This is a genomic window from Maribellus sp. CM-23 (genome assembly GCF_021354595.1).
Taxonomy (GTDB): Bacteria; Bacteroidota; Bacteroidia; order Bacteroidales; family Prolixibacteraceae; genus Draconibacterium.
On sequence record NZ_JADWYJ010000004.1, the window covers coordinates 122,527 to 147,051 of the forward strand.

Consider the following 24,525-nt stretch of genomic DNA (forward strand, 5'->3'; position numbering starts at 1 on the left):
AAACTTGGTGCCATAACTTAGCCACCTCTCTTTTACTATCTAAGCAATAGACTGCTTATTAATAGATTTCCCAGAGTTCTACTCCTCCGTTGGTACACAAGAAAGCTACCAAGGCTGATTTTCCGTCTGGGCTAACCTTCACTTTTACATCACCGGTAACATTGCCGTTGCTGGCAAAATTAGGATCCAAGGGGAAATTCAACCAGTCGTTCCAATTCCTGAATTTAATTAGATCCATGATCGAACTAATTTTATCAGGTCTCAGCATTACTTTTCTGATGTCGAAAATCTCCCGCATCCAGTTGCCTCCATTTTGCTCAATCATAAACATATAGTATGCTCCATCCATTTGGGCATAATCGAAAGCATGGCCACCACCTAACCATTGGTGATAAATTCCCTGAATATGGTGCTCTGATTGATAGATGGGCTGATTGGTTGTTCCATCCATATACGTAATGGCAACTTTGCCAACGCCGTCTTCGTACCGGGCCACAAAATAGTTGCTGTTGGCACCAACTTCTATCGGTACAATTTTGGCTTGTACGCCCATGGTATAGTCGAGCGAATAATCCACTCTTCGAGGTTCTTGCGTTACTACCTGTCCATCTTTTATTTCCCATTGCAGGAACATGTTTTTCTTGGAAAGGCCCAGGTAGAGGAAGGCATGGTCGGTCATATCTCCTCTAACATATATTTTTCTACCAACCTGTACTCCCGGAATATCCAGAACATATTCAAACAACATTTTAGGTGTGGCTGTTACTCCTTCCCACCAATACATGTGAATTACATCTCCTTCAGCTACTCCAAAGTTGCAGGAAGCGATGTTGCCCGCATCATCGGTAGCCATGTGTAGCGGAACTGTTCTTTGCAGGCTGCCCCAGTCGATGCCTTCCATGGAAATATTTCCGGCTCTTTCTCCGTCCGAAATGTTGGCGTAAAATAATCCGCCCCTGTCGTGCACCACTACATAATCGCCACTAAAACCTACGGCGCCGTTGTTATGGTTGTTAAAGCCCAATTCGGTGGCTGTTTTTTTCCATAGGGTACGATGTTGATAAACAACGCTCAAGCGGGCCTCGATAATATAGGCTTGACGTTCGCCGTCTGCACCAACTACTTCAAAGTTGTATGGTTGGGAGAGGTCAACCGGTCCTACGAAAGCAGGTTCTATGCGGGCATTGTTGGGAATGTTCGCCGATACGCTAATCTTAGTCATATCGGTGGTTTTTAACCCGTTTACATCAGCGTCAATTTTGATAACACTTTCTGTATCTGTTTCCTCTACAGTAATTTTAGTATCAACCAAATCAGAGGTAAGGAAACTAAGTGCAGTCAGTTTATTTCCGGCAGTGGGAACCAATTCTTCTGCTTCCTGGCACCCTGTCAGCAAAAAGGCTAAGCCGAATATGCACAACGATAATGATATATATACATTCTTTTTCATGATTGTTCTTTTTTTACCAAAGCGGTGTTTGCTTGCACAAAGGATTATTATCTATTTCATTTTGAGGAACAGGGAGTTTGTAGTAACTCTCTTTAAACACGCGATCCTTATCATCACATTCTACCGTTTCGTAAATGAATGAATCTCCATCTTTCGTGATTTTGGTACCATGCATTCTTACTCCGTTAAGAACTTCTGTTGCCAGTTTCCAGCGACGTAAATCCCAATAGCGCTGACCTTCAAAAGCCAGTTCTACTTTGCGTTCTTCCCGGATAATTTCGCGCAGTGCTTCCTTATCGCTAACAGTGATTTTGGGCAACTTGGCTCTTGTACGGACTTTATTGAGCGAAACCAGGGCGTCTTCACCTCTTCCCAGTTCATTGAGTGCCTCGGCATGGTTTAAAAGCACTTCGGCATACCTTACTTCGTACCAGGTTTGTGCGCTCACCTGATCCATCGGAGCGTTTTCATCAAGCATTTTACGGATGTAATACCCTGTAGTGGTACCTCCTGAACTTTGTTGTGCAGCATAAGGCTCAAAACCATCTTGTCCGCCTACAAAAGTTTCAATGGTGCGTCCTTTCCAGCTTGCACCGTTGTAGAGAACTGAGGCGTAAAAGCGGGGTTCCCTGTTTGCGTAAGGATTGGCAGCATGTTCCGGGTTATTCCAATCGAATTCACTTCCGTCCGCCATCCGGTATGAGTCAACCATTTCAAGCGTAGGCCCTGCGATACCGATAACCCCTTCGCTTTTATCACCTTTGGGGCAATACAACTGGTGGAATGAATGTCCTAAAGTTCCTCCAAAACGATAGGAAAGAACACCTTCTTTGCTGTCCCGGGTTTTGAAGATTTTATCATAATCCGATTCCAGCTGGTATAAATTATCCTCTTCTTTTATTACCTCTTCGGCAGCGTCAACGGCCTCCTGCCATCTTTCGGCATAAAGCATCACTCTCGATTTGTAACCATACACTGCGCCTTTTGTCAAACGTCCCAAGCTGGCAGCCTCCCATTGTGCGGGCAGGTTTTCAGCAGCAAAATCCAGTTCCTTGGTGATAAAATCATAACATTCACTCTCGGTGCTTCTGGCTTTGTAAGCTTCATTTGGTCCATCGATATAATCGCGAATAATAATTCCACCGTGACTTCTAACCAACATAAAGTGCAGGAATCCTCTGAAGAACCGGGCCTGGGCTTCCATAAGAACCTTGTCTTCGTTGGAATAGGTGACGTAATTTTCCAGACCATACAGGAACTCATTGATCCTGCGTATACGGTTGTATTCATATTGATAGTCGGACAATACAATGCCGGTTGGGCTGATGATAGGGTTGAGGATTGTTTTGTTTACATCTCCGCCATTGGCTCCCATCACATGTTGGTTGTACTTTACGATGTCGCTAAAACCGTCGTTCAGTGCAACGCCAGCATATTTTTTCCCATACGGACCATATTCATAAATGGGTTTGTAAAAACCATTGATATACAGATAGGTATTTTCTTTTGTCTTCCAAATCTCTGCTTCTGTGTACACCGTGCGAGGCTCCGGGTTTAGATACTCCTCACTGCAAGCACCCAGGAGTAGCAATGTGAACAGAGCGAGTAGCTGATATTTAAAATTTCTTATTTTCATTGTTATTCCTTTTTAAAATGTTACACTTAGACCGAACTCGTATGTACGTTGCTGCGGATAATATCCGTTGCTAATCTCCGGAGCTTCCGGGTCAATGCCATACTTATTTAAACCTGACCATGTGAGAAGGTTGGATCCTGTGAAACTTAACCTGACCACATCGATCCCGGCTGCTTTTAAGTAGCTGCTGTTTACGGTATACCCGATCTGTGCATTTTTTAACCGGAGGTAACTGGCATCGCGCATCCACCAGGATGAAGCCCATCCGTTGGCATTACCTACTTCGGCTGCAACGGTGGTAAGACGGGCAAATTCTGAGTCCATGTTTTCGGGTGTCCAGCTATCTTCAATCAGGAATCTGGGCGAGTTCCCGTTTCCGTGGAAAGGACGAGTGTAAATGGTCGCATCTACCGCTCCATTCCCGTAAACTCCACTTAGGAATATGTCACGAATTGCTGCTCCCTGAAAGAATACGGAAGCGTCAAAGTTTTTCCATGAAGCGCTCATGTTAAGACCGTACATTAATTCAGGGAAGCTGCTGTTACCCAGGAATGTATAATCCTGAGCTCTCTCGATTTTACCATCTCCGTTCAAGTCTTTGTAAATGATATCTCCGGGCCGGATCTGGCTAATCTTCTGAAGGTGACTCAAGGTAGGAGTGTTCATGATCTGCTCTTCACTCTGGTATAAGCCTTCAGCAATGAAGCCCATTTTTTCACCGAGTTTTCTTCCGGTGCGTTTTTGATAAGCCGGAGTATTCGGGCTTTCGTTCATTTTCAGAACTTTATTTCTCGACCACCCCATGTTACCTTTAACACTGTAGTTTACTTGGCCAACTTTGTTGTTGTGAGTCAGTACCAGTTCAAGTCCGTGGTTTGCCACTTCGCCACCGTTCACTGTTCCCGGGTAGTTTCCTCCCAGAGACCAGGGGTAAAGGCTGCCTCCGCTGATCAGGATATCGCGGGTGTGTTTGTAGAAGTAGTCAAACTCCATCCCGAATATGCCTCTGCTAAACATTAACTCAAAACCGACGTTGTAAGTGGCTGTTTTTTCCCAGGTAATGTCCCTGTTTACTTCTCCGGCAGTATATACCGAGATGTATTCTTTGTCGCCAATATAAATGGTTGCAGGGTTTCTTCTCATCATGTTCAGGTAGGCAAACTGTCCCACGTTGAGGTCGTTACCAAGCACACCGGCAGAAGCACGAAGTTTCAGGTTTTCGATAACATCTTTTAACCCGCTAAAAAAAGCTTCTTCTGAAATTCTCCATCCGGCAGATGCAGCAGGGAAGAAACCCCAACGGTTTTGCGGAGCGAAACGTGAAGAGCCGTCGTAACGGGCAGCCAGCTCAAGCAGGTATTTGTTGTCGAAGGCATAGTTGATCCTGCCTACAAAACCTGCGCGTCTGAATACGCTGCTGTTTCCCCATACGTTGGGTCTTCCGTTATTGTCTTTGATGTCATTCCCCATGTCCAGTTCGTGCAGGGTGGTAACATCATAATCAATGGCTACCGCCCCCAAATCTTCACCTTCCTGTAATGCCTCTTCAAAAAGGAATAATCCGGAAATGTCATGTTTGCCGAATGTATTTGCATAATTGATTGATGGCTGTAATGTTCTACGGTAGAACTGGCTGGTTGCGTGGGTGAATGATTCAACGTTGTTCGCAGTTACTGATAAGTTTGTCAGCACTTCGGAGTAGGTATTGGTAGCAATATCGTAGCTGTTTACCATTTCCGGAGCAGCCCATGCACGACGCGTAGTATAATCTTTATCGTAACTCATTTTAATGCCAAGTTCCAATCCTTTGATCCAGGGAAGTTCCCAGGCAAATTTTGCAGAAGACTGCAGGACATTCAACACCGAATTGTTGTAGCCCACATTGTTGTAAACCACCGGGTTAAACGTGTTGTTTTTGTTAAAATGGCCTACTGTCGGCAATCCGTCGTAAGTGGTTGGCAAAAACGGGAACACTTTCGATGCCAATGTGATCGGGTTGTTCCATGCCTGGTTCGATACTGCGAAATATCCTGCTTTTCGATCTTCCTGCCGGGCTGCCAAATCCAACTCCAGGCGAAATCCGTGATTCAGTTTTACGTCAATATTCGACCGTACATTGTACCGTTTGAAATCGAAGTTGTCAATAATTCCATCCTGCGAAAGATATCCTGCCGACAGGAAATATCTTACTGACTCGTTTCCTCCGTTTACACTTAAGTTGTGGTGGGTTGAGAAAGAACCCGGTTTCATAATTTCATCAAACCAGTTGGTGTTACCAATTTTTCCTTCGGGATCGCCATTTAGTGATTTCTCGTAAAGGCTTTGGGTGAAAATCGGGTCTTTTCCGTCCATCTCGAGCGCTTTGTTGTACCATTTAATAAAGTCAGGCCCGTCCAAGAATTCAGGGAAAAAAGTATTCTGGTTATAAGACACTTTGCCTGTGTAAGTAATTTTGGGCGCTTGCTGTGTCCCTCTTTTGGTAGTGACTAGAATTACACCGCCAGCTCCCTGTACCCCGTAAACGGCAGCAGCAGAAGCATCTTTCAAAATAGATATTTTGTCGATGTCGTTAGGATCAAGCTGAGCAAAGCTCCGTTGCACCCCGTCCACAATCAGGGTAGCCGAACTATTTCCTAAGGTAGAAAGTCCCCTTACCCGTATGGACGCTCCGTCAGCCCCCGGTTGTCCCGAAGTTTGCAAAGTGGAAAGTCCCGGTAGTTTTCCGGATAGTAAGGAAGTGATGTTGCCCGAAGGAGCCTGCAGCAGCTCTTTGCTTTCGATCTGTGCTACAGATCCGGTAACGCTCACTTTCTTTTGAGTTCCGTAACCTACCACGATCACTTCGTCAAGCTCTTCAGTGTCTTGCGCCAGTGTAATGTTCAGGTAGGTTCGGCCCGATAAGGGTACCTCCTGTGCAATAAAACCCACGTACGAAAAGAGCAGAGTGCTGTTGATGGAGGGCACAGAAAGAGTGAATTCTCCGTTGGCATCAGTAACAGTGCCTTGTTTCGTGTCTTTTACGAGAACAGTTACGCCAATAAGTGTTTCTCCGTTAGTGTCAGCTACTTTTCCTTGTACGTTAACCTGTGCATACGTAACGTTGGCTGAGAAAAAGAATAGTGCTAAGATCAGATTTTGTAGAAATCTGTTCTTCCAAATGAAAGATCGTTTGTCACTTTTCATGATTTAGTTTTTACTGTTTTTTAAATGAATTAAGTTGCATAGTGATTAAAAATTCAGTTTGTCAACTTTCTGAATTTGAATTAGATTATAGACTTTTTGTGGATCTATTTCACATTTGAGTTAGAATATGGTTCGGATAAGGAGGTCAAGGGCTTCCTTGCCTTCTCAAAAGATTTTTATGTTAGGTACTTTTCTTGAAATCGATTAATTCTTTTTTGAATCTGTGATTCTGATTTTATCATCAACTTGTTTTGGTAACAAAAGATTGATTATTGATCAATACGAGGCTTGTTTGCTCTTTGAGTTATCAGGTGAATAATGCGCTGATACAAGGCTTGATCTTCTTCGTCTTCAGATTGAGATAACTTGTAAAAAGCATCTCCCCCTTGATAATAGGCCACTTTGAGAGAATCAAAAACCCCGTTCTTTTCATAAACATCCAGGTAATCCGTTAATCGGTATCCCCATCCTTTGGTTTTCAACGCTCTGTCGTCGAACTCAATTTCCATATTCATCTGGAATTTGTTCGCTCTGTTGCAGGCTTCCTGAAGTCGGGAATAGGGAACGCTCTCGCTAAAGAAATAGTTGGGCTGATAATAAGGCACATTGAATCCGAGGTTTCTCCATTCGGAGTAACCGTCAGAGTTGAAATACGGAATCCAATAGAAGTCGTATTTTTTCTCGTATACATAATCTGCTACATCGTTCGCCAGGTTTCTACTGTTCGTGGCTTCTTCGGCAAGCCAGTAAAATCCAACCAGTTCAACATGTTCAAACCCTGCGTCTTGGAAGAGCTGTTCGGCATAGTCAATGTACCATTTGCAGGCATCAAGCCGGTCTTCCTTTTTAAAAAACTGAAGAGAGCGGCCATCCAGTTGCCCCCAGTCGGTTTGGTTGGGAATGGGCTCGGGAATACACAGTACAACTTTTCTTTTTTCAAATTCTCCGGTTACCTTTCCGGTCTTTTTTACCTCTTCGATCTGTTCGTTCAATGCATTTATTCCGTTTCCTTTGGCGAAATAATTTTTCAGCAGGTTTTCCCACTCGGTTTTACGGGCAGCCTTGGCCTGGTATCCGGAAGCAAAGCCGCGGCCTTGCCCATCGTGGATTTCGAGAAAAAGGAAGCCGTCGAACAGCCAGTTTTCTGCCCCGTTGACCTGTGCGGATACATAGGGTGCGAAATGCTCTTTGTTCCATTGGATGCTGCGGTGTGCCCCGCCGTCATAAATCAGTACAAGGTCATTCGGTATCACCTGATAATGCTTGAGTTCGCGTGTAGAAGGCTCATCCTTAAAAATTATATCCTCCTCGTCTTCGTGCTTTGATTCTTGAGAACAAGCGGTTATACTTGTTATGAAAAAGCATAGAAAAAGGGGAAAAACAGCTATCTTCTGCAGATTTGTCATCATACAAAATTTTAATACTCAGACCGAGTATGTATTCACTTATAAGCTATGATTATCTTATCTGTAGCTTTGTAAGCTTCAGGTAATCAGAGAGAATTAATAGGTTTGTCTTGTGCGAAACAGAGTTTTCAGCACCATCGTGAGTAAATTTGATGTAACTAATTTACTTAGTAGCCTGTCCTAGCGCCTCCGAAGCCTTGTGGCAGACTTTTTTGTAAAGGTTTAGCTTTTTGTCATAATTTATTGTTTTTTAGTCGGTTATTGTCTTATGGATCTGTTATAGTAGTTGTAGTTGATTAAAAACAATGGCGCCCGCTCCTTTGATGGTTGCATCTTCGGTAGAAGAGAACATCAGTTCGCAGTTGCGAAGTGGAAGCGACAAGGCGGTGTGGGTCATTCCCGACTTAACGGAATCCGTGAGGATGTCCCGGGCCAGGGTAAAACCGCCGCCAATGATAATGATGCCCGGGTTTAAAAGATTGATCATATTCCCGAGTGCTTTTCCCAGTTTAAACCCAATATTATGTGTTAGCGAAATGGACAGAGCGTCTCCTTCTGAAGCCGCTTTCAGTATATCCTGGTATTTTATTTCAGATAAGTTTTTGTTCGTTGTTAATAGCGAGGTTTCTCCTTGTTCGATGTGCTCCTGGAAGTTTTGTTCCAGGGCATGTCCGCCGACTTCAGTTCCGAGGCAACCACGTTTTCCGCACAAACAAAGGCGGTTGGAATCGCCCAGTTGTATGTGTCCGAATTCTCCGGCAAAGCCCTGTTCTCCACCAATGATCTCGCCGTTTGAAATGATGGCAAGCCCCATTCCGCGGCTGAGGTTTAGCACAAAGGCATTCTGGATGTTTCGTGCTTTTCCGAAATACTGTTCAGCAAGCCCCAAAACGTGTGTGTCGTTGTCCACATAAACCGGGAAGTCAAATTTGTCCGAAAAGAAATCGACCAAAGACCCATCGAGGAAGTTGAAATAATTGTAGGAATAACCGGTGCGCGCATTAACGCGTCCTGTAATTCCGATGCCCATTCCAAGAATCCGTTTGGGCTCAATTTGCGAGTTGTCTACTGCCTGCCGGATAATGTCAACTACATTTTCAAGACATGCAATCGAATTCTCCAGCACGAAGTTCTCATCTAAGTTTGAATAAACTTCGTTCATCTCCATGTTGAATATGGAAATGGATATTCCTTTTAGCTGGATAACGAGGCCAATTGAGTAGGCGTATTCGGGATCGACTTTGTACAAAACGGGACGCCGTCCGTTGTCGGTTTCTTTCTTGCCTGAATCGATAATGATCTTGTCGCTGATGAGCTCGTTGATGAGTTTGGTGCCCGTAGGAACACTTAATTTCACCTTCTTACAGATCCCGGGGATCGTAAGTTCCTTCTCGGACCGGTTCAACAAGGCAACAATTTTACGTTTTTGCGCCAGCTGACGGTTTAGGTTATTGATATCGTCAATATTTCTTGAGAACAAGTCCACGGTTAGATTGTAGTTTATTTTATTTGATGTCGGCAAGTTTGTAAATATTTTTATTAAAGACAAGAGAAAAAATCAATATTTTGATTTAGTGTGTCATCATAATAATTGTATTTAGCGGAAATGTCTATAGGACAAGGTGTTCTGTGGTATTCCTGTAGAACGTGTGTTTTTTTTGATTAAAGAATCCACTACATGGGAATGAAGCTTTTGTTCATAATTCGTGGGTTTAACAGCGTGATTTTTTTATGCTACTTTTTTGTGCTGATTTGGAGGACCTGCTTCGGGGGAGGATTTTGTGTATTCTTTTCAGACAGATTGCAAAAATTATCTAATTTCAGACCTTATTTTTACCGGCATGGATATAGACAGCATTTCATTGGCAAACATTTATAAGAAGCGAAAAACGGATCGCGATATATTTCAGGAGTTAATGCCTACTAAAGTTAAGGAGGTATTGTTGGTGGCAACGTTGTACGATTCGTACTCGATTGTTCGCGAGGGGCAGTTCAGCGATAAAATTTTTGGAGAGTACCTTCAGCTGAATTTATACGCGGCTCCACGTTTTACCAGTGTGCATACCATGGAAGATGCCTTGCTTACACTGGAGCATCGCGATTTCGATCTGATCATTGTCATGGCAGGAGTAGACAAGGATTCGCCTGTGGCAGCGGCCCGTGCCATCCGGAATATACGGCCGTTGGTTCCTCTTTTATTGCTGGTGAATAACAATGCCGACCTGCGCTATTTCCAGGAAGAAAGACGCAAGCTGGATTTTGTGGACCGCATTTTTGTGTGGAATGGAAACTCCAATGTTTTCATGGCTATGATTAAATACATTGAGGACATAAAAAACGTAGCGCGCGACACGCAGAACGGGAATGTCAGGGTGATTCTGTTGGTGGAGGACAGCATTCAGTATTATTCGCGCTACTTGCCCATGTTGTACACCACGGTTATGACCCAAACGCAAGCCCTGCTAAAAGACGATGCCAGGGATGAGTTGCACAAGATTTTGCGCATGCGGGCCCGCCCAAAGGTGATACTGGTGGATAATTACGAAGAAGCTGTACGGTTCATAAACAATTACAAGCGGTATATTCTATGCGTGATCTCGGATGTGAAGTTTGAAATGGAGGGAGTTGAAAACGAAGATGCCGGGATTGAGCTGCTAAAATATGTAAACAACACTTACCGGTATCCGCTGCCATTGTTGTTGCAGTCGCACGATATAACCAATGCACAACGGGCACGCGAAGTAGGTGCCGATTTCATCAACAAAAACTCGGAAAGTCTTTCGATGGACATTCTGAACTTTTTGTACCGGCGTCTTGGTTTTGGCCATTTTGTGTTTAAAGATATAAATGGTCTTCCTATTACCGAGGCCCGAAACCTTACCGAGTTTCAGGAGAAATTAAGGGATGTCCCGGCAGGGGCTTTGCAGTATCACGGAAGCCGGAACTCATTTTCTACCTGGTTGATGGCGCGTGGGGAAATCAATATGGCCGAACGGCTTCGTCCCGTTCAGATGACCGATTTTCAAACTTCTGAAGAGTTAAGGCAGTTTTGTCTCGATGTGTTTAAAACCGTTCGTTTTGAACGCCTGCGGGGAACCATTGTAAATTTTGATCCGGAATTTCTGAATGCCAGCCACTTTATTGTACGAATGGCAAAAGGCTCGCTCGGAGGGAAGGGCAGAGGCATTGCTTTCATTTGCAACTTTATCGAAAACATTGATTTTCGTAAGATGATCCCTGATCTCAATATCCGGATTCCGTCCACTGCGGTGATTGGGGCATTGCAATTTGATAAGTTTGTGGAGATGAACAATCTCTACGACGACATTTATTCCCTGAATGACTATGAGGCCATCCGGCAGCATTTTCTCGATTCGGAATTTGACGAGCGGATCCGTCACCGGTTGATGAATTACCTGAAGGAAGTAAAACGGCCTCTGGCTGTGCGTTCTTCCGGTTTGTTCGAAGACTCCCTTTTGCAGCCTTTCTCGGGGGTTTATGCCACTTACCTGATTCCGAACAACCACGAAGACCTGGCAGTTCGGTACCAGCAGCTCGAAACAGCCATCAAACTGGTTTATTCAAGTATCTTCACCGATGCGGCCCAAGCTTATTTCGATGCGGTGAGCTATAAAATTGAAGAAGAGAAAATGGCCGTGGTGATCCAGGAAGTGGTGGGCCACGAGTATAACGATAAGTTTTACCCAACTCTTTCGGGGGTGGCGCAGTCGTACAATTATTATCCCATTTCCTACATGCAGCCCGAAGATGGTTTTTCGGTGGCAGCGGTTGGTCTGGGAATGTACGTGGTGGGTGGCGAAAACTCGTTCCGGTTTTGCCCAAAATACCCGCAGCTGAATGCTTCGGCTTTGGGCGACCAGTTGCGTGATACCCAAAAAGAATTTTATGCCATCGATTTAACTCAGAAAGAGTTTAACCTGGTGGTGAAAGGAGAAGATGCAGCCATCAAGAAATACCGGATTCGGGAAGCCGAAATGGATGGGACCCTGGAACATTCGGCGTCAACCTATTCGATGGAAAACGATGATCTGATTCCCGGTGTTTACGGGAACGGACCCAAAGTGATCGATTTTGCCAACATTCTAAAATACAACCATCTGCCATTGTCAGAGGCTCTACAGCTTTTGTTGAAGTTGTTCAAAGAAGCCATGGGGTCGCCGGTAGAGATTGAATATGCCCTCGATATTGAACCGGCCGAAAACGGTTTGCCAACGCTTTACTTGTTGCAGATCAAGCCATTGATCCGTATTGAAGACCAGGTGGAGGTTGATATTAAGACCGTGGAAGAAGAGCGGATATTTATGTATGCCGAACGCGGTATGGGCAATGGTATTATCGAGGAAATTCGCGATGTGGTGTATGTTGATCCCGAGAAGTTTGACCGGATGAAAACCCGGGAAATGGCGCGGGAAATCAGTAAGTTAAACGAGTTTTTCGAAGAACAAAAACGGGAGTACATTCTTATCGGACCGGGGCGATGGGGATCACGCGATCCTTACACGGGAATTCCGGTGCTTTGGGCAAATATTTCGAAGGCAAAGATTATCGTGGAAATGGGATTGCCCGATTTTCCGCTCGATGCTTCGCTGGGGTCTCACTTCTTTCACAACGTAACTTCCATGAATGTGGGGTATTTTTCAGTGTCTCACAATTCCTGGAACTCAAAACTGAAAATGGAGGCCTTGAAACAACAAACCCTGGTTCATGAAACGGAATTTGTTAAGCATGTTCATTTTAACAAGCCGTTGACGATTTTAATGAACGGCCGGGAGCGAAAAGCGTTGATTCATTGTTAGGTGGGTAGTCTGTGCTTTTTTAAGAACAGATTGCAGGAATGTGCCGGAAAGCGGGGGCGTAGCTGGTTTTAGCCGTAGTTGGAAATATCCAGCAGACGGCCAGAGTCCAGTATTTTTACCTTTTTACCTGTGCTTTCCACAATCCCTTCATTTCTGAAATGGGCCAGGTTTTTCAGTACACTTTCTTTTGAGAAGCCAATGACCCGTGCGATATCGCTTCGGTTAAGCGGTAGTTCAAAGCTGCTTTTCCCGTAGCTTTTTTCGAATTCACACAATAAAAAAGCAAGAGCCCCCGCCGAGTTCTTCTGAGAGAGTTTCATATGCCAGTCGAGAAAACGCTCGTTAACCATTGAAATATATCGGATAAAGGCCATTGAAAATTCTGTGTTGTGCTTCAGATAGGCAGAAAACGTATGGTAGTTTATTGTCAAAACTTCGCAGTCGGTCAGTGCCCTGGCCGAAAAGCGGTAATTCATCGTGGAATAGGCACAGTTCACCCCGATAATTTCTCCCTGAAACAACAACATTAAAGATTGCTTGGGGCGCTGTTCATCCATTAACAGTTCAACTGCACCTTTTTGCAGCAAATACAGATCATTAACCGAGGTGCCTTTTTTTACCACGAGTTCTCCCGCTTTAAAATTCAGGCTTCTGGCCGAAGCAAACAGCTCGGTCCTTTCCTCGTCCCGAAGTGCTCTTATACAGGTGTTGTTGCTTGTATTGATTGAATTCATTCTGCTTTTCTCTGATTTCAGAGGTGTAAAATTACACCCTTTGCGGTTTCGCAATACACAGCCTTTCCATGTTTCGGCGAAAGGCTTCGCATTAGCTTTGTAAAATTATAATTTTAAAACACTTTAAATGGAAACAAAGGACATACAAAAAATAGAGTTTGGCGTTGAGTCGGCTACCAAATCGGCTTCGCAGGCAGAAATTTCAGTACGTAATTTTAAGGTGCTGGTTGACGAGCCGGAACTTTTGGGCGGAACAGATCAAGCCCCTAATCCGGTTGAGTATATTTTATGTGGCCTTACCGGTTGCATGCATATTCTGGCTTTTAACACAGCTAAAGAACTCAACATGGATTTGTCTGATATGAAGATTAAAGTAAGCGGCGAACTGGATCCCTCCAAAATGTTTGGGATGCCTACCGAGGCAAGAGCCGGGTATCAGAAAATAGCCATTGAATTACATCCAGAAACCACTGCCGACCAGGAAACACTAGACAAATGGAAATCAATCATGGCAGAACGCAGCCCCGTGCTGGATAATCTTTTTAACCAAACTCCGGTTGAAATAAAACTGGGCTAGATAGAAAGTTCCGGCTTGTTATATAGTCTCATAGCAACATTTATATACCGGGCCGGAGCTATTGTTTTTGTGCGAGCTTAAAACCAATCACCCTCTTGTTGAGCATGGTGCCTTTAGGCCATTTTGTGATTCGTTTGTATACATTGATTTCGGAAAATATAACAATCCAATAGTGTTTACGGTGTTCCCCCTTTGGTTGATAAAGTCAGTTCACGTTTTCATCTTCTGAAGTTTTTATGGTCAGGACACGCACTCTTTGATGTGTTCAAATTCTTCGCGGTACCCGTTAGTCGGAAAGGAAATTTTGGTAAATTTAGAGTCCTCGTTAGAAAGAGGTTGGGTGTGGTAATGATTAAAAGATGCATGTCGGAACTCAATTCCTCTTGAACAAGCAATGCGTGAAGCATTGTGTGTTGCAGTGAATCCTAACTTAAGTCAACTTAATATTTACGACCATGAAAAATTTGCTTCTCTTTGCCTGGCTGGTTTTATCCGTTGCTGTTTCTTTTCATGCTTATTCGCAGCAGGCAAGCATTTCGGAATCAATGGTGCTTTTTAAAACGTATCCTTATTCCGATCCCGATCCGGTAGCCAAAATCACGCATTTTTACCCGTATTTCCGTTTCGATGGATTCACCAATAGACCCGTTGAACAAGAGTGGAAAATTGTTACGCTTGAAAATCCTTACATAAAAGTGTTAGTCGCTCCTGAAATGGGAGGAAAGGTATTGGGGGCGATTGACAAAGCTTCCGGAGAAGAATTTATTTACTATAACAAGGTGGTGAAATTCAGGGATATCGCCATGCGGGGCGCCTGGACTTCGGGTGGCATCGAATTTAATTTTGGCTCAATCGGTCATGCGCCAACCACGGCTTCTCCGGTAAACTACCTTCTTCGGAATAATCCCGATGGAAGCGTGAGCTGTATTGTTGGAGCTCCCGACATTACTTCGCGCACCGAGTGGAGGGTGGAAATTCGTCTGCAACCCGATAAGTCTTATTTCGAAACCAGGGCGATCTGGTACAACCCGTCTGATTTGAATACCTCGCTTTATAACTGGTCAACCGCCTCGCTTGATGTGTCCGACGATTTGGAATATTATTTCCCGGGCGATACCGAAATCGGGCATGTTGGCGAAACCGGATCCTGGCCGGTAAACAATAGCGGCATCGATGTCTCAAAATATCCAAACAATAATTTTGGCGGGCCAAAATCGTATCATGTTTTGGGTGAATATGCCGATCATTTCCTATGTTATTTCCGGGATAAGAAATTTGGCCTAGGGCATTGGGCGCCGTATGACGAAAAACCCGGAAAGAAAATCTGGATGTGGGCACTCTCGCGTGAAGGCGAAATCTGGAAAGATCTTTTAACCGATCCGGGGAACAAGCAATACACCGAAATACAAACCGGCTTTCTGTTTAACCAGGCTTCGCCTAACAGTACGCTTACACCCTATAAACATCAGTTTTTTTATGCGGGTTCGGAACACAAGTTCACGGAACTTTGGTTTCCGGTGAAAGACATTGGGGGAATGGTAAAGGCCAATCGTTTTGGTTCGCTAAATGTAGAGCAGAAAAACGGTAAACTAACGCTTGGATTTTGTGCCAATCAGGAGGTAAAAGAAAAGATTACGATACTTTCTTATGGGAAAATATTGGTCAGTAAAGATGTTGATTTGCAACCTACCCAGGCTTTTGTTGATTCGTTTGATATTGCTGATGAGAACCTGGAAGTTCGTATCGGAAACCTGATGTCGTATTCCACTTCAGAAAGAAAGGAGAGACTTAGTGAAAAGCCTCGTGAATTAAGCCCTGAATATGATTGGAACAAGTCCGATGCACTTTTTATTTCAGGTGTGGAAAAAGAACGCCAGAGAGATTATGCCGGCGCTGCCGGAGTCTATGCCCGCGTATTGGAAGAAAATCCTTTTTATGCCGATGCGTTGGTAAAAATGGGCGGACTTCGGCTTCGTGCAACGAATGATGAGGAAGCTGAGAAATACCTGATGAAGGCACTTTCCGTTGATACTTATCATCTGGAAGCCAATTATCTGCTTGGGTTGATCTATCAGCAGCAAACGAAATATTTTAAAGCGTTGGAAGCATACAGCCTTGCCGCACGTTCAGTGGCTTTTAAAACTCTAGCCTATACAAAAATGGCAGGCATTCATTTTCTTCAAAAGGATTTTAGTCAATGCTTGAGGTATGTAGCGCAGGCGTTGGATTACGATAGGAATAACATTAATGCGTTGATGATACAAGCTTTGGCGTACGAAAGTTTGGGAGAGGCTCAACAGCGGGAATCGGCCCTTGATGCAATTTTAGTGCTTGATCCGCTGAATGCTTTTGCCCGTTTTGAAAAACAGGACGATTTCGCTTCTGTTTTAAACTACGAAATGCCGCAGCAAATTTGTCTGGAACAAGCCATCGCCTACCACGAATTGGCCTGTGATGACAAAGCCGTAAAAATATTACAGGCGGTTGAACCGGGACCCATTGGGAATTACTGGCTGGCCTTTCTTACCAACGATAATGCCTACTTGCAAAAGGCGCTTTCCGGATCGCCTTACCTGGTTTATCCTTCGAGAAACGAAACCTACGAAGTATTGAAATGGGCAGAAGAAAAAATGCCGTCGTGGAAAACAAAATATTACCTGGCCCTGCTTACCTGGTCGAAAGGAAATAAGGAAGAAGCCGGACAATACCTGGAAGCATGCAACTCTGAGCCGGATTTCGACGCTTTTTATCTTACCCGCTATCGCTTTATGAAAGGAGATAAAACGTACGACGGGGAACCGGACTTACGAAAAGCCCTGGAGTTGAACGACCGCAATTGGCGGACATACGTGGCCTTGTCAGATCATTTTCATGATAGACAAAAGTTTGCGGAGGCCTTAAACTGGGCTGCAAAAGGAGCTGAGTTGTTCCCCGATAATTATGTGCTGGCCTATCAGAAAGCAAAAGAGCTGTTGATAAACAAACAATACAACAGTGCTTTCAACCTGCTGGAGAAAACACTCATTTTGCCCAACGAAGGGGCACGGGCCGGTCGAATTGTATGGCGGCAGGCGGCGATTATGTCGGCACTTGAGAGTTTGAAGTCAGGCAAATTGTCTAAAGCATACAAGCAAATTCAACAGGCCCGCGAGTGGCCAGAAAACCTCGGCGTTGGGAAACCGTACATCACCGACGAGCGAATTGAAGATGCGCTGGAAAGTTTGTACTGGGCTCAAAAAGGAAACATTCAAAAAGCAAACGAACTGAAACAGCAAGTTATCGATTACCCGAATTATAACAAGCGGTTTTCGGCAGGCACATTCCTGACGGCCTTGTTTATGAAACAGGCCGGTAGCGTTGATGGAGCCAGGAATTTACTGAAAGACTGGCAATCAGATCAAAACAAAAGCCTGGTTGCGGCGTGGGCGTACGAAGTACTTTTTGGTTCGGAAACAGAAGCTGCTGTTTTGCAAGGCCGGATTGAAGCCGAAAGCGGAGGTAGTTTGTTAAATCCCGAATCAGGAAATGCCGATTTTGGGCTGTTGCTGGCAGTTTTCCAGGCATTAAATCAGTGAGACTCTGATTTCAGGAGCGATAGTGAGCCGAAATTATGAAGTTGAACTCGGGATCTAATGGGGTCTATTTTCCGCCCCTTGGGGCGAATTAAGAAATATCATGCCTTTGATACCCCGTCTGCTCTACGGCGGGGTAGTTCAATAAATGATCTGAAATTCACGCTTGATGAAATTACCGCCCCAGTTTATGGCAACCTGTTGATGGGCCTGCCTTATTGAGCAACTTCAAGTTGCAAGGCCACAAAACTTTGCGTTAAGGTATCGGGCGTAACCTGCCAAAGCCTGAATCCGAAAGGCCTTTTGTCAAAATTTACGCTGGTAGTTTCACCGCCAACCAATTGAATGTTCTCGTACTGGTTAAGGGTTAGCTGGTGGGTGTGCCCCGATAGGTAAGCGCTAACGTTGTTTTGCTGAAACAAGGAGAGCAACTCCTGCCTCTTGGCCAATGGAAGATTAAAATAAGCCTCTTCTTCATCGGGATTTTTGGTGTATAATGGATAATGCCCGATAACAACCACGGGGTGCTTTTTAAGTCCCTGATTTTTAAGCGTTTCTTTAAGCCAGAGGTTGTGTTTTTCTGATTCATTTTCCACATTTGCTTTCCATAATTGCGAATTGGTCACAATAAATGAATAACCTTTGTTTTCAAATTCGAAATAATCCTTCCCGATCGTTTCGCGGTAATAGCTTAGGCTTGTGCTGTTGGGCGTATTTTGAACGTCATGGTTTCCCGGGGCAACATAGCAGGGCATTGTGAAACCATCCATAACTTCTTTAAAGTCAGAATACGAACTGTCGTTGGGCATATTCACAAGGTCGCCGCATATCACCACAAAATCAGGTTTGAGTTCATTGATTTGCTTCACCGCCTGTTTGAATTTTTCCACATCCTGCTGATAGCCTTCGGGGTAAAATCCCAGCTGGGTGTCGCATAACTGAACAAACGAAAAGGGCTGCTGTTTTTTTTCTGCGCAGGAAACAACGAGAACAAACAAGGCAAGTAGCAGGTAGTTATAGAGTCGGGAAATCATGGTGCTTTTTTTATGTTTATTTACTGGTGGCAAAGAACGCCTATTTTATTGTTGCATCCACTTTTTTCAATCAGAAAAGCAGACCAGACATTGTTATTTTTATTCAAAAAACCATTTAATCAACTTCATTTTTTTTGCTGAGTAAGGAGCATATTTTATAGCGGGTTCAAGCCAGAATGGTTTATCCGATATACTTTTGTAATGAGTAAATGTGTCAAATCCTGCTTTCCCGTGATAGCTTCCAATCCCACTTAACCCAACTCCTCCAAATGGAAGATTACTGTTGGTCAATTGCATTAAACTGTCGTTTATTGCACCTCCGCCAAAAGAGATTTCTTTTAGTAACTTATCAATCGCTTTTCGGTTTTTTGAATAGATGTAGCAAGCCAACGGTTTGGGTCTTTCTTTTACCCGTTTTATCGCTTCATCAAGGTCAGTAAAGGATATCACCGGAAGGATTGGCCCAAAAATTTCATCTTGCATTATTTTGTCTTCAAACGTAACGTTTTGCAAAATTGTGGGGCTGATAAATCTCTCTTCCCTGTTCGTTTTGCCACCGAAGAACATTTTATCCTTGTCAATTTGTTTCGTAAGCCTGTCGAAATTATTGGTATTGATTATCCGGGTGTAATTTTCGGCAATCTCATTTTCATCGCTTTTATGGTATCGTTCAATTTCATTTTTTAATGCCTCCAGAAACTTCCTTTCTATCGATTTTTCAACAAGAATATAGTCGGGAGCAACGCAGGTTTGACCGGCATTGTAAAATTTCGCCCAGGCAATTCGTTGGGCTGTGACTTTAATATCTGTATCCGCAAGTACAAAAGTTGGACTTTTTCCCCCAAGCTCAAGTGTAACGGGTGTCAAGTGTTTTGCGGCGGCCTGGTAAATTATTTTGCCAACAGGAATACTGCCGGTAAAAAATATTTTATCAAAGCGGTATTCCAAAAGCTCAGTTGTTTGTTTTACTCCCCCTTCAAGTACGCAGAAATAATCGCTTGGAAAATTATCATTGATGATTTTGGCCATTGCTTCTGATGTTTTGGAAGGAAGTTCGCTTGGTTTTAACAGTACTGTATTTCCTGCTGCAAGCGATGTTATGGCCGGCATTAACGAAAGTTGATACGGATAGTTCCATGCACCGATAACCAATGTTGTTCCTAAAGGCTCCGGAATGATGTAACTTTTAGCAGGGAAATTGGCCAGCCCGGTTGATACTTTTTTTCGTTTGCTCCACTTTTTTATGTTTTTCACGAAAGTGTTTATTTCGTGATACAACAATGACAGTTCAGAGCCATACGTTTCAAATTCTGACTTTCGGAAATCTTCGTAAATAGCCTTGTAAAGTAGATCTTCGTTTTCTTTTAAAATGCTTTTAATCTTTTTTAGTTGCTCAATTCTAAAATCTAAATCCTTTGTTTGGTTTGAATTAAAAAAGTCGTTTTGCCTGGCAATTATTTCGTTTATTTCCATGTCTGGTTTTTGTCTTGATTTAATAACGGTAATCTGTTTAAAAAACTATTTTCGAGGCCATATCCCAGAGCTTAATGAAGCGTTTTGGGAACCGGTTTTTATGGCAGCTGTTTTCATTTTTTAGGTGTACGTTTGTTTGTAGTTTACTTATATGGCTTGAATTTCGTTTATTAATTCCAGATCCCATTCATTTTTGTCAGGATTATTGGTTTTTTATCTGTTACCACAATGGTATGTTCATGCTGTGCCATGTATCCACCTCTGTCACCAACCATTGTCCAGCCGTCATTCAGCGTGTCAGCATACGTAGATGTTGTTGCAATAAATGTTTCTATCGCAACTACTGAGTTTTTTGTAAATCTTCTTTGGTCAAACCTGTTTCTGTAATTAAGCAATTCATCTGGTTGTTCGTGAAGGCTTCTGCCAATTCCATGTCCTCCCAGGTTTTTAATCACTTTGTAACCTCTTTTTCTTGCTTCGCTTTCCATTAAGTGTCCGATGTCCGAAATTCGCACGCCACTTTTTATGTTGTCAATAGCCGCCTTTAAAATATGTTTGGACGCATTCACTAGTCCCTGGTGTTGATTGATGTCTTCTCCCAAAACAAATGAGCTTCCATTGTCTGCCCAAAATCCATTTAACTCAGCAGAAACATCAATGTTTATTAAATCACCTATTTTCAAACTTCTCCTGTTAGAGGGTATCCCGTGGCAAAATTCATTATTAATGCTAATACAATTATGACCGGGAAAACCATAGGTAAGCTTAGGTGCTGATTTGGCTCCAAACCCGGAAAGTATCTTTGCCCCCTGTTCATCAAGTTCTTTCGTCGTCATGCCCGGTTGAGCAAATTTTATCATTTCTTTTAGTGTGTAAGCAACCGCTTCGCTTGCTTTTTGCATTCCAGCCAATTCTTTTTTTGTTGTTATGGTCATATATACTTATGTTTTTTAGCTAAACATTTTGACGGCGTGGGTGGTTCTTGCCCTGATGGTGGTATATGAAAAGTAACGGATTTTTTAGCACTATCTTTTCAGGTTTATACTGATCTTAAATTTATAAAATTCACTTTCGTTAAAACATGAAAGCACTACTTCTTATAGCCGTTGTTATGTTTTCGTACTTATCTCACGATGTAATTTGTCGGCGTTTTTCCAAAGTGTTTTTTAAAAGTAGCTATAAATGAACTAACATTTTCATAGCCTAATTCAAATGCAATTTCTTTAACACTTTTCTTTTCTCCTAATTGCTTAACGGCTTCCATTAATTTCAAACGCATCTTCCAATCTCCAAAACTCATCCCTAGTTCTTTATGAAATAACCTTGAAAGTGTTCTTGGACTTACGAATGCTTTACTTGCATAGTAATCAATCGTGTGTTTGTCCGACAATTCATTCATTAGGGCATCCAGTACGATCTTTATACTTTTGTCTTGGCTGGTTGGAAGAAAAGTTTTGCTGGGTGTCAAAGTAGAAAGTTCATCCAGAAAGACCTCTATAATTCTACTATGTTGTTGAGTAAAAATGTTTGGGTTGGAAAAGGATATTATTTTTTCTAAAAGACTGGTTAAAAAACTGGAAGGTTCAAAAGCGAAACTACTCTTTGGTAAGTTATTCAGTTTCGATTCATCTATAAATGCTGTAACTACTTTTACATTGTTGGGGAAATAAACCTGATGTTCTTCATTACTGGCAATCCAAACACCTTGTAACGAGTTAACTATCCAAATATTATTTTTTGTCACAACCTCCGTAATACCGGAACTGCATGATATGATTTGAGCTCTTGGGTGTGCGTGCGAATTTGCACATTTAGCATTCTGGATCTCTTCCGAATAGGTGGTAACCGGTCTCAACGGGTTTACTTCAAAACCATAGTCTATTTTAAGGCTTGTCTTATAATCAATATTCATTGTCCAAATATAGTAATTGGGACTTTGGCGGAAGTTCTGAAATTTGTTGAAAATTAAAATATTAGATTATGGACACTAAAAATCACCACAAAAACATTGTAGAGCAATTCACAAAACAAGCAAGTGGATACTCGTCGATACGCTCGCATAGCGATTCTTTAGAGAAGCTAATTGCACTATCTTCCGCATCCGGGAAAGATGATGTTTTGGATATTGCATGCGGGTCGGGCATTGTTTCTTGCGAGTTTGCGAAATACACCAGGCATGTAACAGGCATTGATATGACTCAGGGAATGCTTGATGAAGCAAAGAAATTACAGTCGAAACAGAATATTAAAAATATTACCTGGCAAATAGGGGATGTGGAAAACTTACCCTATGATGACGGGAGCTTTTCAATTGTTGTTTCAAGATTCGGCTTCCATCATTTCTTAAATCCTTTCAAAGTTTTGTCTGAAATGAAAAGGGTCTGTAAAACTGGCGGAAAAGTTATAGTTGTTGATGTGTCCTTACCAGATTCCAAGATTAAAAAGTATAATGAAATGGAAAAAAACAGGGATTGTTCTCACGTAGCTGCGCTTTCGTTGACCGAGTTCACAGTTCTTTTTGAAAAGGCGGGTTTCAAAAATTTGAATACCGATTACTATTCTATGCAAATTGGACTCAAAGAACAACTTGAAGCTTCGTTCCCAGGCGATCCAGAGGCTTTAAAGAAAATGATTGTCGCTGATGTTGGCGTAAATGACTTAGGGATAAATGTAACAAAGACAAACGATGAGTATAATTTACATTATCCAATTCATATTTTCTCGGCAAACAACTGACATGTTCTTAATGCCCTTTTTAATTGAAGGGCATTTTTCGGAATGAAGCACAATGGTCGCTTGTATGTGGCGGGTGATAGCCTTCCATATTGCAAATTGTTGTGTGCAGTTTTATTCTACCGGCCGGAAAAAGAGAGCTAGGAGTTTTTGATTTTTTGCCCTAACTTAATTGGAAACAATACATTGACAGAAAATGCTCGATCTTCATTCATTTATCCGGAATAACAATTTCTACAAAAAGCTGATCATCGACGACCTCTTGTTTGTCGAGTACAAATGCATGGCCGAGGAAACGAAGGCAGGTATCTGGTCGGATACCAATTATTTTGTGTTTGTAACCAGTGGTAAAAAGATGTGGCGCAGCATTTACAACGACTATGTGGTGCAAACCGGCGATTCGTTGTTTGTGCGAAAAGGCGCCAACCTGGTGCATCAGTATTTCGAAGAGCAGTACTGCGCGTTAATGGTGTTTATCCCCGACGATTTCATCACAAAATTCACCAGCCGGTTTTCCAGTGTTATCCGAAGCTTACCGCAGCAGGTGGCTGAACCCGACTCGGTAATCCGTATTCAGCTCGACGAATACCTGGAAGCCTACGTAAATTCGCTGGCCACTTTTTTGGGTGCCCAGTTGCTTCCCGATAAGAATCTGCTGATCCATAAATTCGAGGAATTGCTGTTGAATATTTTTACGCGTCCCTTGCACACCGAGGTGGCCCGTTACCTGAATTCACTCAATAAAGACCAAAGCACACAACTTCGGCAGGTAATGGAAGAGAATTTTGCCTACAACCTGAAACTGGAACAGTTTGCAACGCTTTGCAACATGAGCCTGAGTTCGTTTAAACGGGTGTTTAACTCGGTTTACGGCACATCGCCGGGGAAGTGGCTCACCCAAAAAAGGCTCGACTTTGCAGCGCATCTGCTGCTAACTTCGGACAAAGCGGTTGGGCAAATTTCGTTTGACTGTGGATTTGAAGAGCCTTCAAGTTTTATCCGTGTATTCAAACAAAGATTTAACTGCACCCCGCTTCAGTACCGTTCGGTAAAAGCGTGATGACCATTTTTTTCTTCCGTTTTTTGCTGAAAAACAATCGTGAAATACGGTAAAAAGTTCATTTGGACTTTTCTGCTGATTTTGTGAACCGCTGTGCCTACCTGCTGCCCGTTGCTCCGACCTATCTTTGCATTGTACTTGATTAGTAAACCATAAAAACAATTAAAGATGGAAACAACAGTAAAAACAGTAAACGGCTTCAGCACCGAAGGAATCATGAACACAGTAGCAGCCATCCAGGGAAATCCTGAAGTATCAAAATTTGAATTGCGTGCCACCAACACCTGGATTTCGGGCGGACACAACCGAAGTTTTGTGCAGGGATTTTACGGCGCCTGCCAGGAAGACACTTCGCGGGAAACTCCGTTTGTTTTCGACAACGACGAACCACCGGTTTTGCTGGGCGAGAACAAAGGTGCAAATCCCGGCGAAATATTACTACACGGTTTGCTTGCGTGCATGACCACGGCAATGGTTTTGCTGGCAGCAGGTAAGGGAATTGAAGTTTCAGCGGTTTCTTCCAGTATTGAAGGCGACGTGGATGTGCAGGGATTTTTGGGAATGAACCCCGATATTCCAAAGGAATTCAGCCAGATTCGTGTGAAATTCAACATTGAAGGTGCTTCCGAAGAAGAAAAAGAACAGCTACTCAGCTTTGCCAAACAGTCGCCGGTATTTAACACGCTGATCAACCCAACCGATGTTCAGGTTGCGGTGAACTAAAGCTTCATGGTATATAAAAAATGATGCATTCTTGAATGGGTGAAAAACCTCGCAGTAAAATGCGGGGTTTTTTGTTGCATGCCGGTCTTGTTTTTCGGAAGATGATTGTCTTGGAAAGTTGATTTTT

At 43.1% G+C, this 24,525-nt stretch carries 16 protein-coding genes; 6 read left to right on the top strand and 10 right to left on the bottom strand.

Annotated features, from left to right (window positions below):
• Window positions 1–58: 58 nt before the first annotated feature.
• The 5 genes from INQ51_RS14440 to INQ51_RS14460 form a co-directional block, all read right to left on the bottom strand.
• A complete protein-coding gene (locus INQ51_RS14440; protein ID WP_233378677.1) occupies window positions 59–1,450 on the bottom strand; it encodes a DUF5018 domain-containing protein in 1,392 nt (463 codons plus the stop codon).
• A 13-nt stretch (window positions 1,451–1,463) separates the two neighbouring features.
• Complete coding sequence (locus tag INQ51_RS14445) at window positions 1,464–3,086, bottom strand: RagB/SusD family nutrient uptake outer membrane protein (RefSeq protein ID WP_233378678.1); 1,623 nt, start codon at window positions 3,084–3,086, stop codon at window positions 1,464–1,466.
• A 12-nt stretch (window positions 3,087–3,098) separates the two neighbouring features.
• Entirely contained in the window at window positions 3,099–6,269 is a 3,171-nt protein-coding gene (locus INQ51_RS14450; protein WP_233378679.1) for a SusC/RagA family TonB-linked outer membrane protein, read from the bottom strand.
• Between the two features lie 269 nt (window positions 6,270–6,538).
• Complete coding sequence (locus INQ51_RS14455) at window positions 6,539–7,675, bottom strand: DUF4855 domain-containing protein (protein ID WP_233378680.1); 1,137 nt, start codon at window positions 7,673–7,675, stop codon at window positions 6,539–6,541.
• A gap of 277 nt (window positions 7,676–7,952) precedes the next feature.
• Window positions 7,953–9,197, bottom strand: coding sequence for an ROK family protein (locus tag INQ51_RS14460; protein WP_233378681.1), 1,245 nt, complete (start codon window positions 9,195–9,197; stop codon window positions 7,953–7,955).
• Window positions 9,198–9,516: 319 nt separating this feature from the next.
• Between INQ51_RS14460 and INQ51_RS14465 the strand changes: the two genes are divergently transcribed.
• On the top strand, window positions 9,517–12,492 hold the full coding sequence (locus INQ51_RS14465) for a PEP/pyruvate-binding domain-containing protein (protein WP_233378682.1): 2,976 nt from the start codon (window positions 9,517–9,519) through the stop codon (window positions 12,490–12,492).
• Window positions 12,493–12,560: 68 nt separating this feature from the next.
• On the opposite strand, the gene INQ51_RS14470 is transcribed toward INQ51_RS14465, so the two are convergent.
• Window positions 12,561–13,226 carry a Crp/Fnr family transcriptional regulator gene (locus tag INQ51_RS14470; protein ID WP_233378683.1) on the bottom strand — a complete coding sequence of 222 codons (666 nt, stop codon included), beginning with the start codon at window positions 13,224–13,226 and terminating at the stop codon, window positions 12,561–12,563.
• Window positions 13,227–13,353: 127 nt separating this feature from the next.
• Here INQ51_RS14470 and INQ51_RS14475 point away from each other — a divergent pair, with 127 nt between their 5' ends.
• Both INQ51_RS14475 and INQ51_RS14480 read left to right on the top strand, forming a co-directional pair.
• On the top strand, window positions 13,354–13,803 hold the full coding sequence (locus INQ51_RS14475) for an OsmC family protein (protein ID WP_233378684.1): 450 nt from the start codon (window positions 13,354–13,356) through the stop codon (window positions 13,801–13,803).
• A gap of 455 nt (window positions 13,804–14,258) precedes the next feature.
• On the top strand, window positions 14,259–17,378 hold the full coding sequence (locus tag INQ51_RS14480) for a DUF5107 domain-containing protein (protein WP_233378685.1): 3,120 nt from the start codon (window positions 14,259–14,261) through the stop codon (window positions 17,376–17,378).
• Between the two features lie 212 nt (window positions 17,379–17,590).
• Here INQ51_RS14480 and INQ51_RS14485 read toward each other — a convergent pair whose 3' ends face one another.
• The 4 genes from INQ51_RS14485 to INQ51_RS14500 form a co-directional block, all read right to left on the bottom strand.
• A complete protein-coding gene (locus INQ51_RS14485) occupies window positions 17,591–18,409 on the bottom strand; it encodes a metallophosphoesterase (RefSeq protein WP_233378686.1) in 819 nt (272 codons plus the stop codon).
• A 99-nt stretch (window positions 18,410–18,508) separates the two neighbouring features.
• Entirely contained in the window at window positions 18,509–19,915 is a 1,407-nt protein-coding gene (locus INQ51_RS14490) for an aldehyde dehydrogenase (protein ID WP_317207966.1), read from the bottom strand.
• Between the two features lie 137 nt (window positions 19,916–20,052).
• Window positions 20,053–20,817: a type I methionyl aminopeptidase gene (gene map / locus INQ51_RS14495; RefSeq protein ID WP_233378688.1), complete on the bottom strand. Its 765-nt coding sequence runs from the start codon at window positions 20,815–20,817 to the stop codon at window positions 20,053–20,055.
• Between the two features lie 188 nt (window positions 20,818–21,005).
• Window positions 21,006–21,794, bottom strand: coding sequence for an AraC family transcriptional regulator (locus INQ51_RS14500; RefSeq protein ID WP_233378689.1), 789 nt, complete (start codon window positions 21,792–21,794; stop codon window positions 21,006–21,008).
• Between the two features lie 68 nt (window positions 21,795–21,862).
• On the opposite strand from INQ51_RS14500, the gene INQ51_RS14505 reads away from it, so the two are divergent.
• From INQ51_RS14505 to INQ51_RS14515, 3 genes are all read left to right on the top strand, one after another.
• Window positions 21,863–22,618: a class I SAM-dependent methyltransferase gene (locus INQ51_RS14505; RefSeq protein WP_233378690.1), complete on the top strand. Its 756-nt coding sequence runs from the start codon at window positions 21,863–21,865 to the stop codon at window positions 22,616–22,618.
• Window positions 22,619–22,811: 193 nt separating this feature from the next.
• On the top strand, window positions 22,812–23,675 hold the full coding sequence (locus INQ51_RS14510) for a helix-turn-helix domain-containing protein (protein WP_233378691.1): 864 nt from the start codon (window positions 22,812–22,814) through the stop codon (window positions 23,673–23,675).
• A gap of 168 nt (window positions 23,676–23,843) precedes the next feature.
• Window positions 23,844–24,398, top strand: a complete 555-nt coding sequence (locus INQ51_RS14515; RefSeq protein WP_233378692.1) for an OsmC family protein — start codon at window positions 23,844–23,846, stop codon at window positions 24,396–24,398.
• The last annotated feature ends 127 nt before the right edge of the window (window positions 24,399–24,525 follow it).

Coding starts and splice junctions, on each gene's coding strand:
- INQ51_RS14440 (WP_233378677.1), bottom strand. CDS start 1,450: ATGAAAAAGAATGTATATATATCATTATCGTTGTGCATATTCGGCTTA.
- map (WP_233378688.1), bottom strand. CDS start 20,817: ATGACCATAACAACAAAAAAAGAATTGGCTGGAATGCAAAAAGCAAGC.
- INQ51_RS14465 (WP_233378682.1), top strand. CDS start 9,517: ATGGATATAGACAGCATTTCATTGGCAAACATTTATAAGAAGCGAAAA.
- INQ51_RS14505 (WP_233378690.1), top strand. CDS start 21,863: ATGGACACTAAAAATCACCACAAAAACATTGTAGAGCAATTCACAAAA.
- INQ51_RS14480 (WP_233378685.1), top strand. CDS start 14,259: ATGAAAAATTTGCTTCTCTTTGCCTGGCTGGTTTTATCCGTTGCTGTT.
- INQ51_RS14475 (WP_233378684.1), top strand. CDS start 13,354: ATGGAAACAAAGGACATACAAAAAATAGAGTTTGGCGTTGAGTCGGCT.
- INQ51_RS14445 (WP_233378678.1), bottom strand. CDS start 3,086: ATGAAAATAAGAAATTTTAAATATCAGCTACTCGCTCTGTTCACATTG.
- INQ51_RS14510 (WP_233378691.1), top strand. CDS start 22,812: ATGCTCGATCTTCATTCATTTATCCGGAATAACAATTTCTACAAAAAG.
- INQ51_RS14485 (WP_233378686.1), bottom strand. CDS start 18,409: ATGATTTCCCGACTCTATAACTACCTGCTACTTGCCTTGTTTGTTCTC.
- INQ51_RS14515 (WP_233378692.1), top strand. CDS start 23,844: ATGGAAACAACAGTAAAAACAGTAAACGGCTTCAGCACCGAAGGAATC.
- INQ51_RS14470 (WP_233378683.1), bottom strand. CDS start 13,226: ATGAATTCAATCAATACAAGCAACAACACCTGTATAAGAGCACTTCGG.
- INQ51_RS14455 (WP_233378680.1), bottom strand. CDS start 7,675: ATGACAAATCTGCAGAAGATAGCTGTTTTTCCCCTTTTTCTATGCTTT.
- INQ51_RS14450 (WP_233378679.1), bottom strand. CDS start 6,269: ATGAAAAGTGACAAACGATCTTTCATTTGGAAGAACAGATTTCTACAA.
- INQ51_RS14500 (WP_233378689.1), bottom strand. CDS start 21,794: ATGAATATTGATTATAAGACAAGCCTTAAAATAGACTATGGTTTTGAA.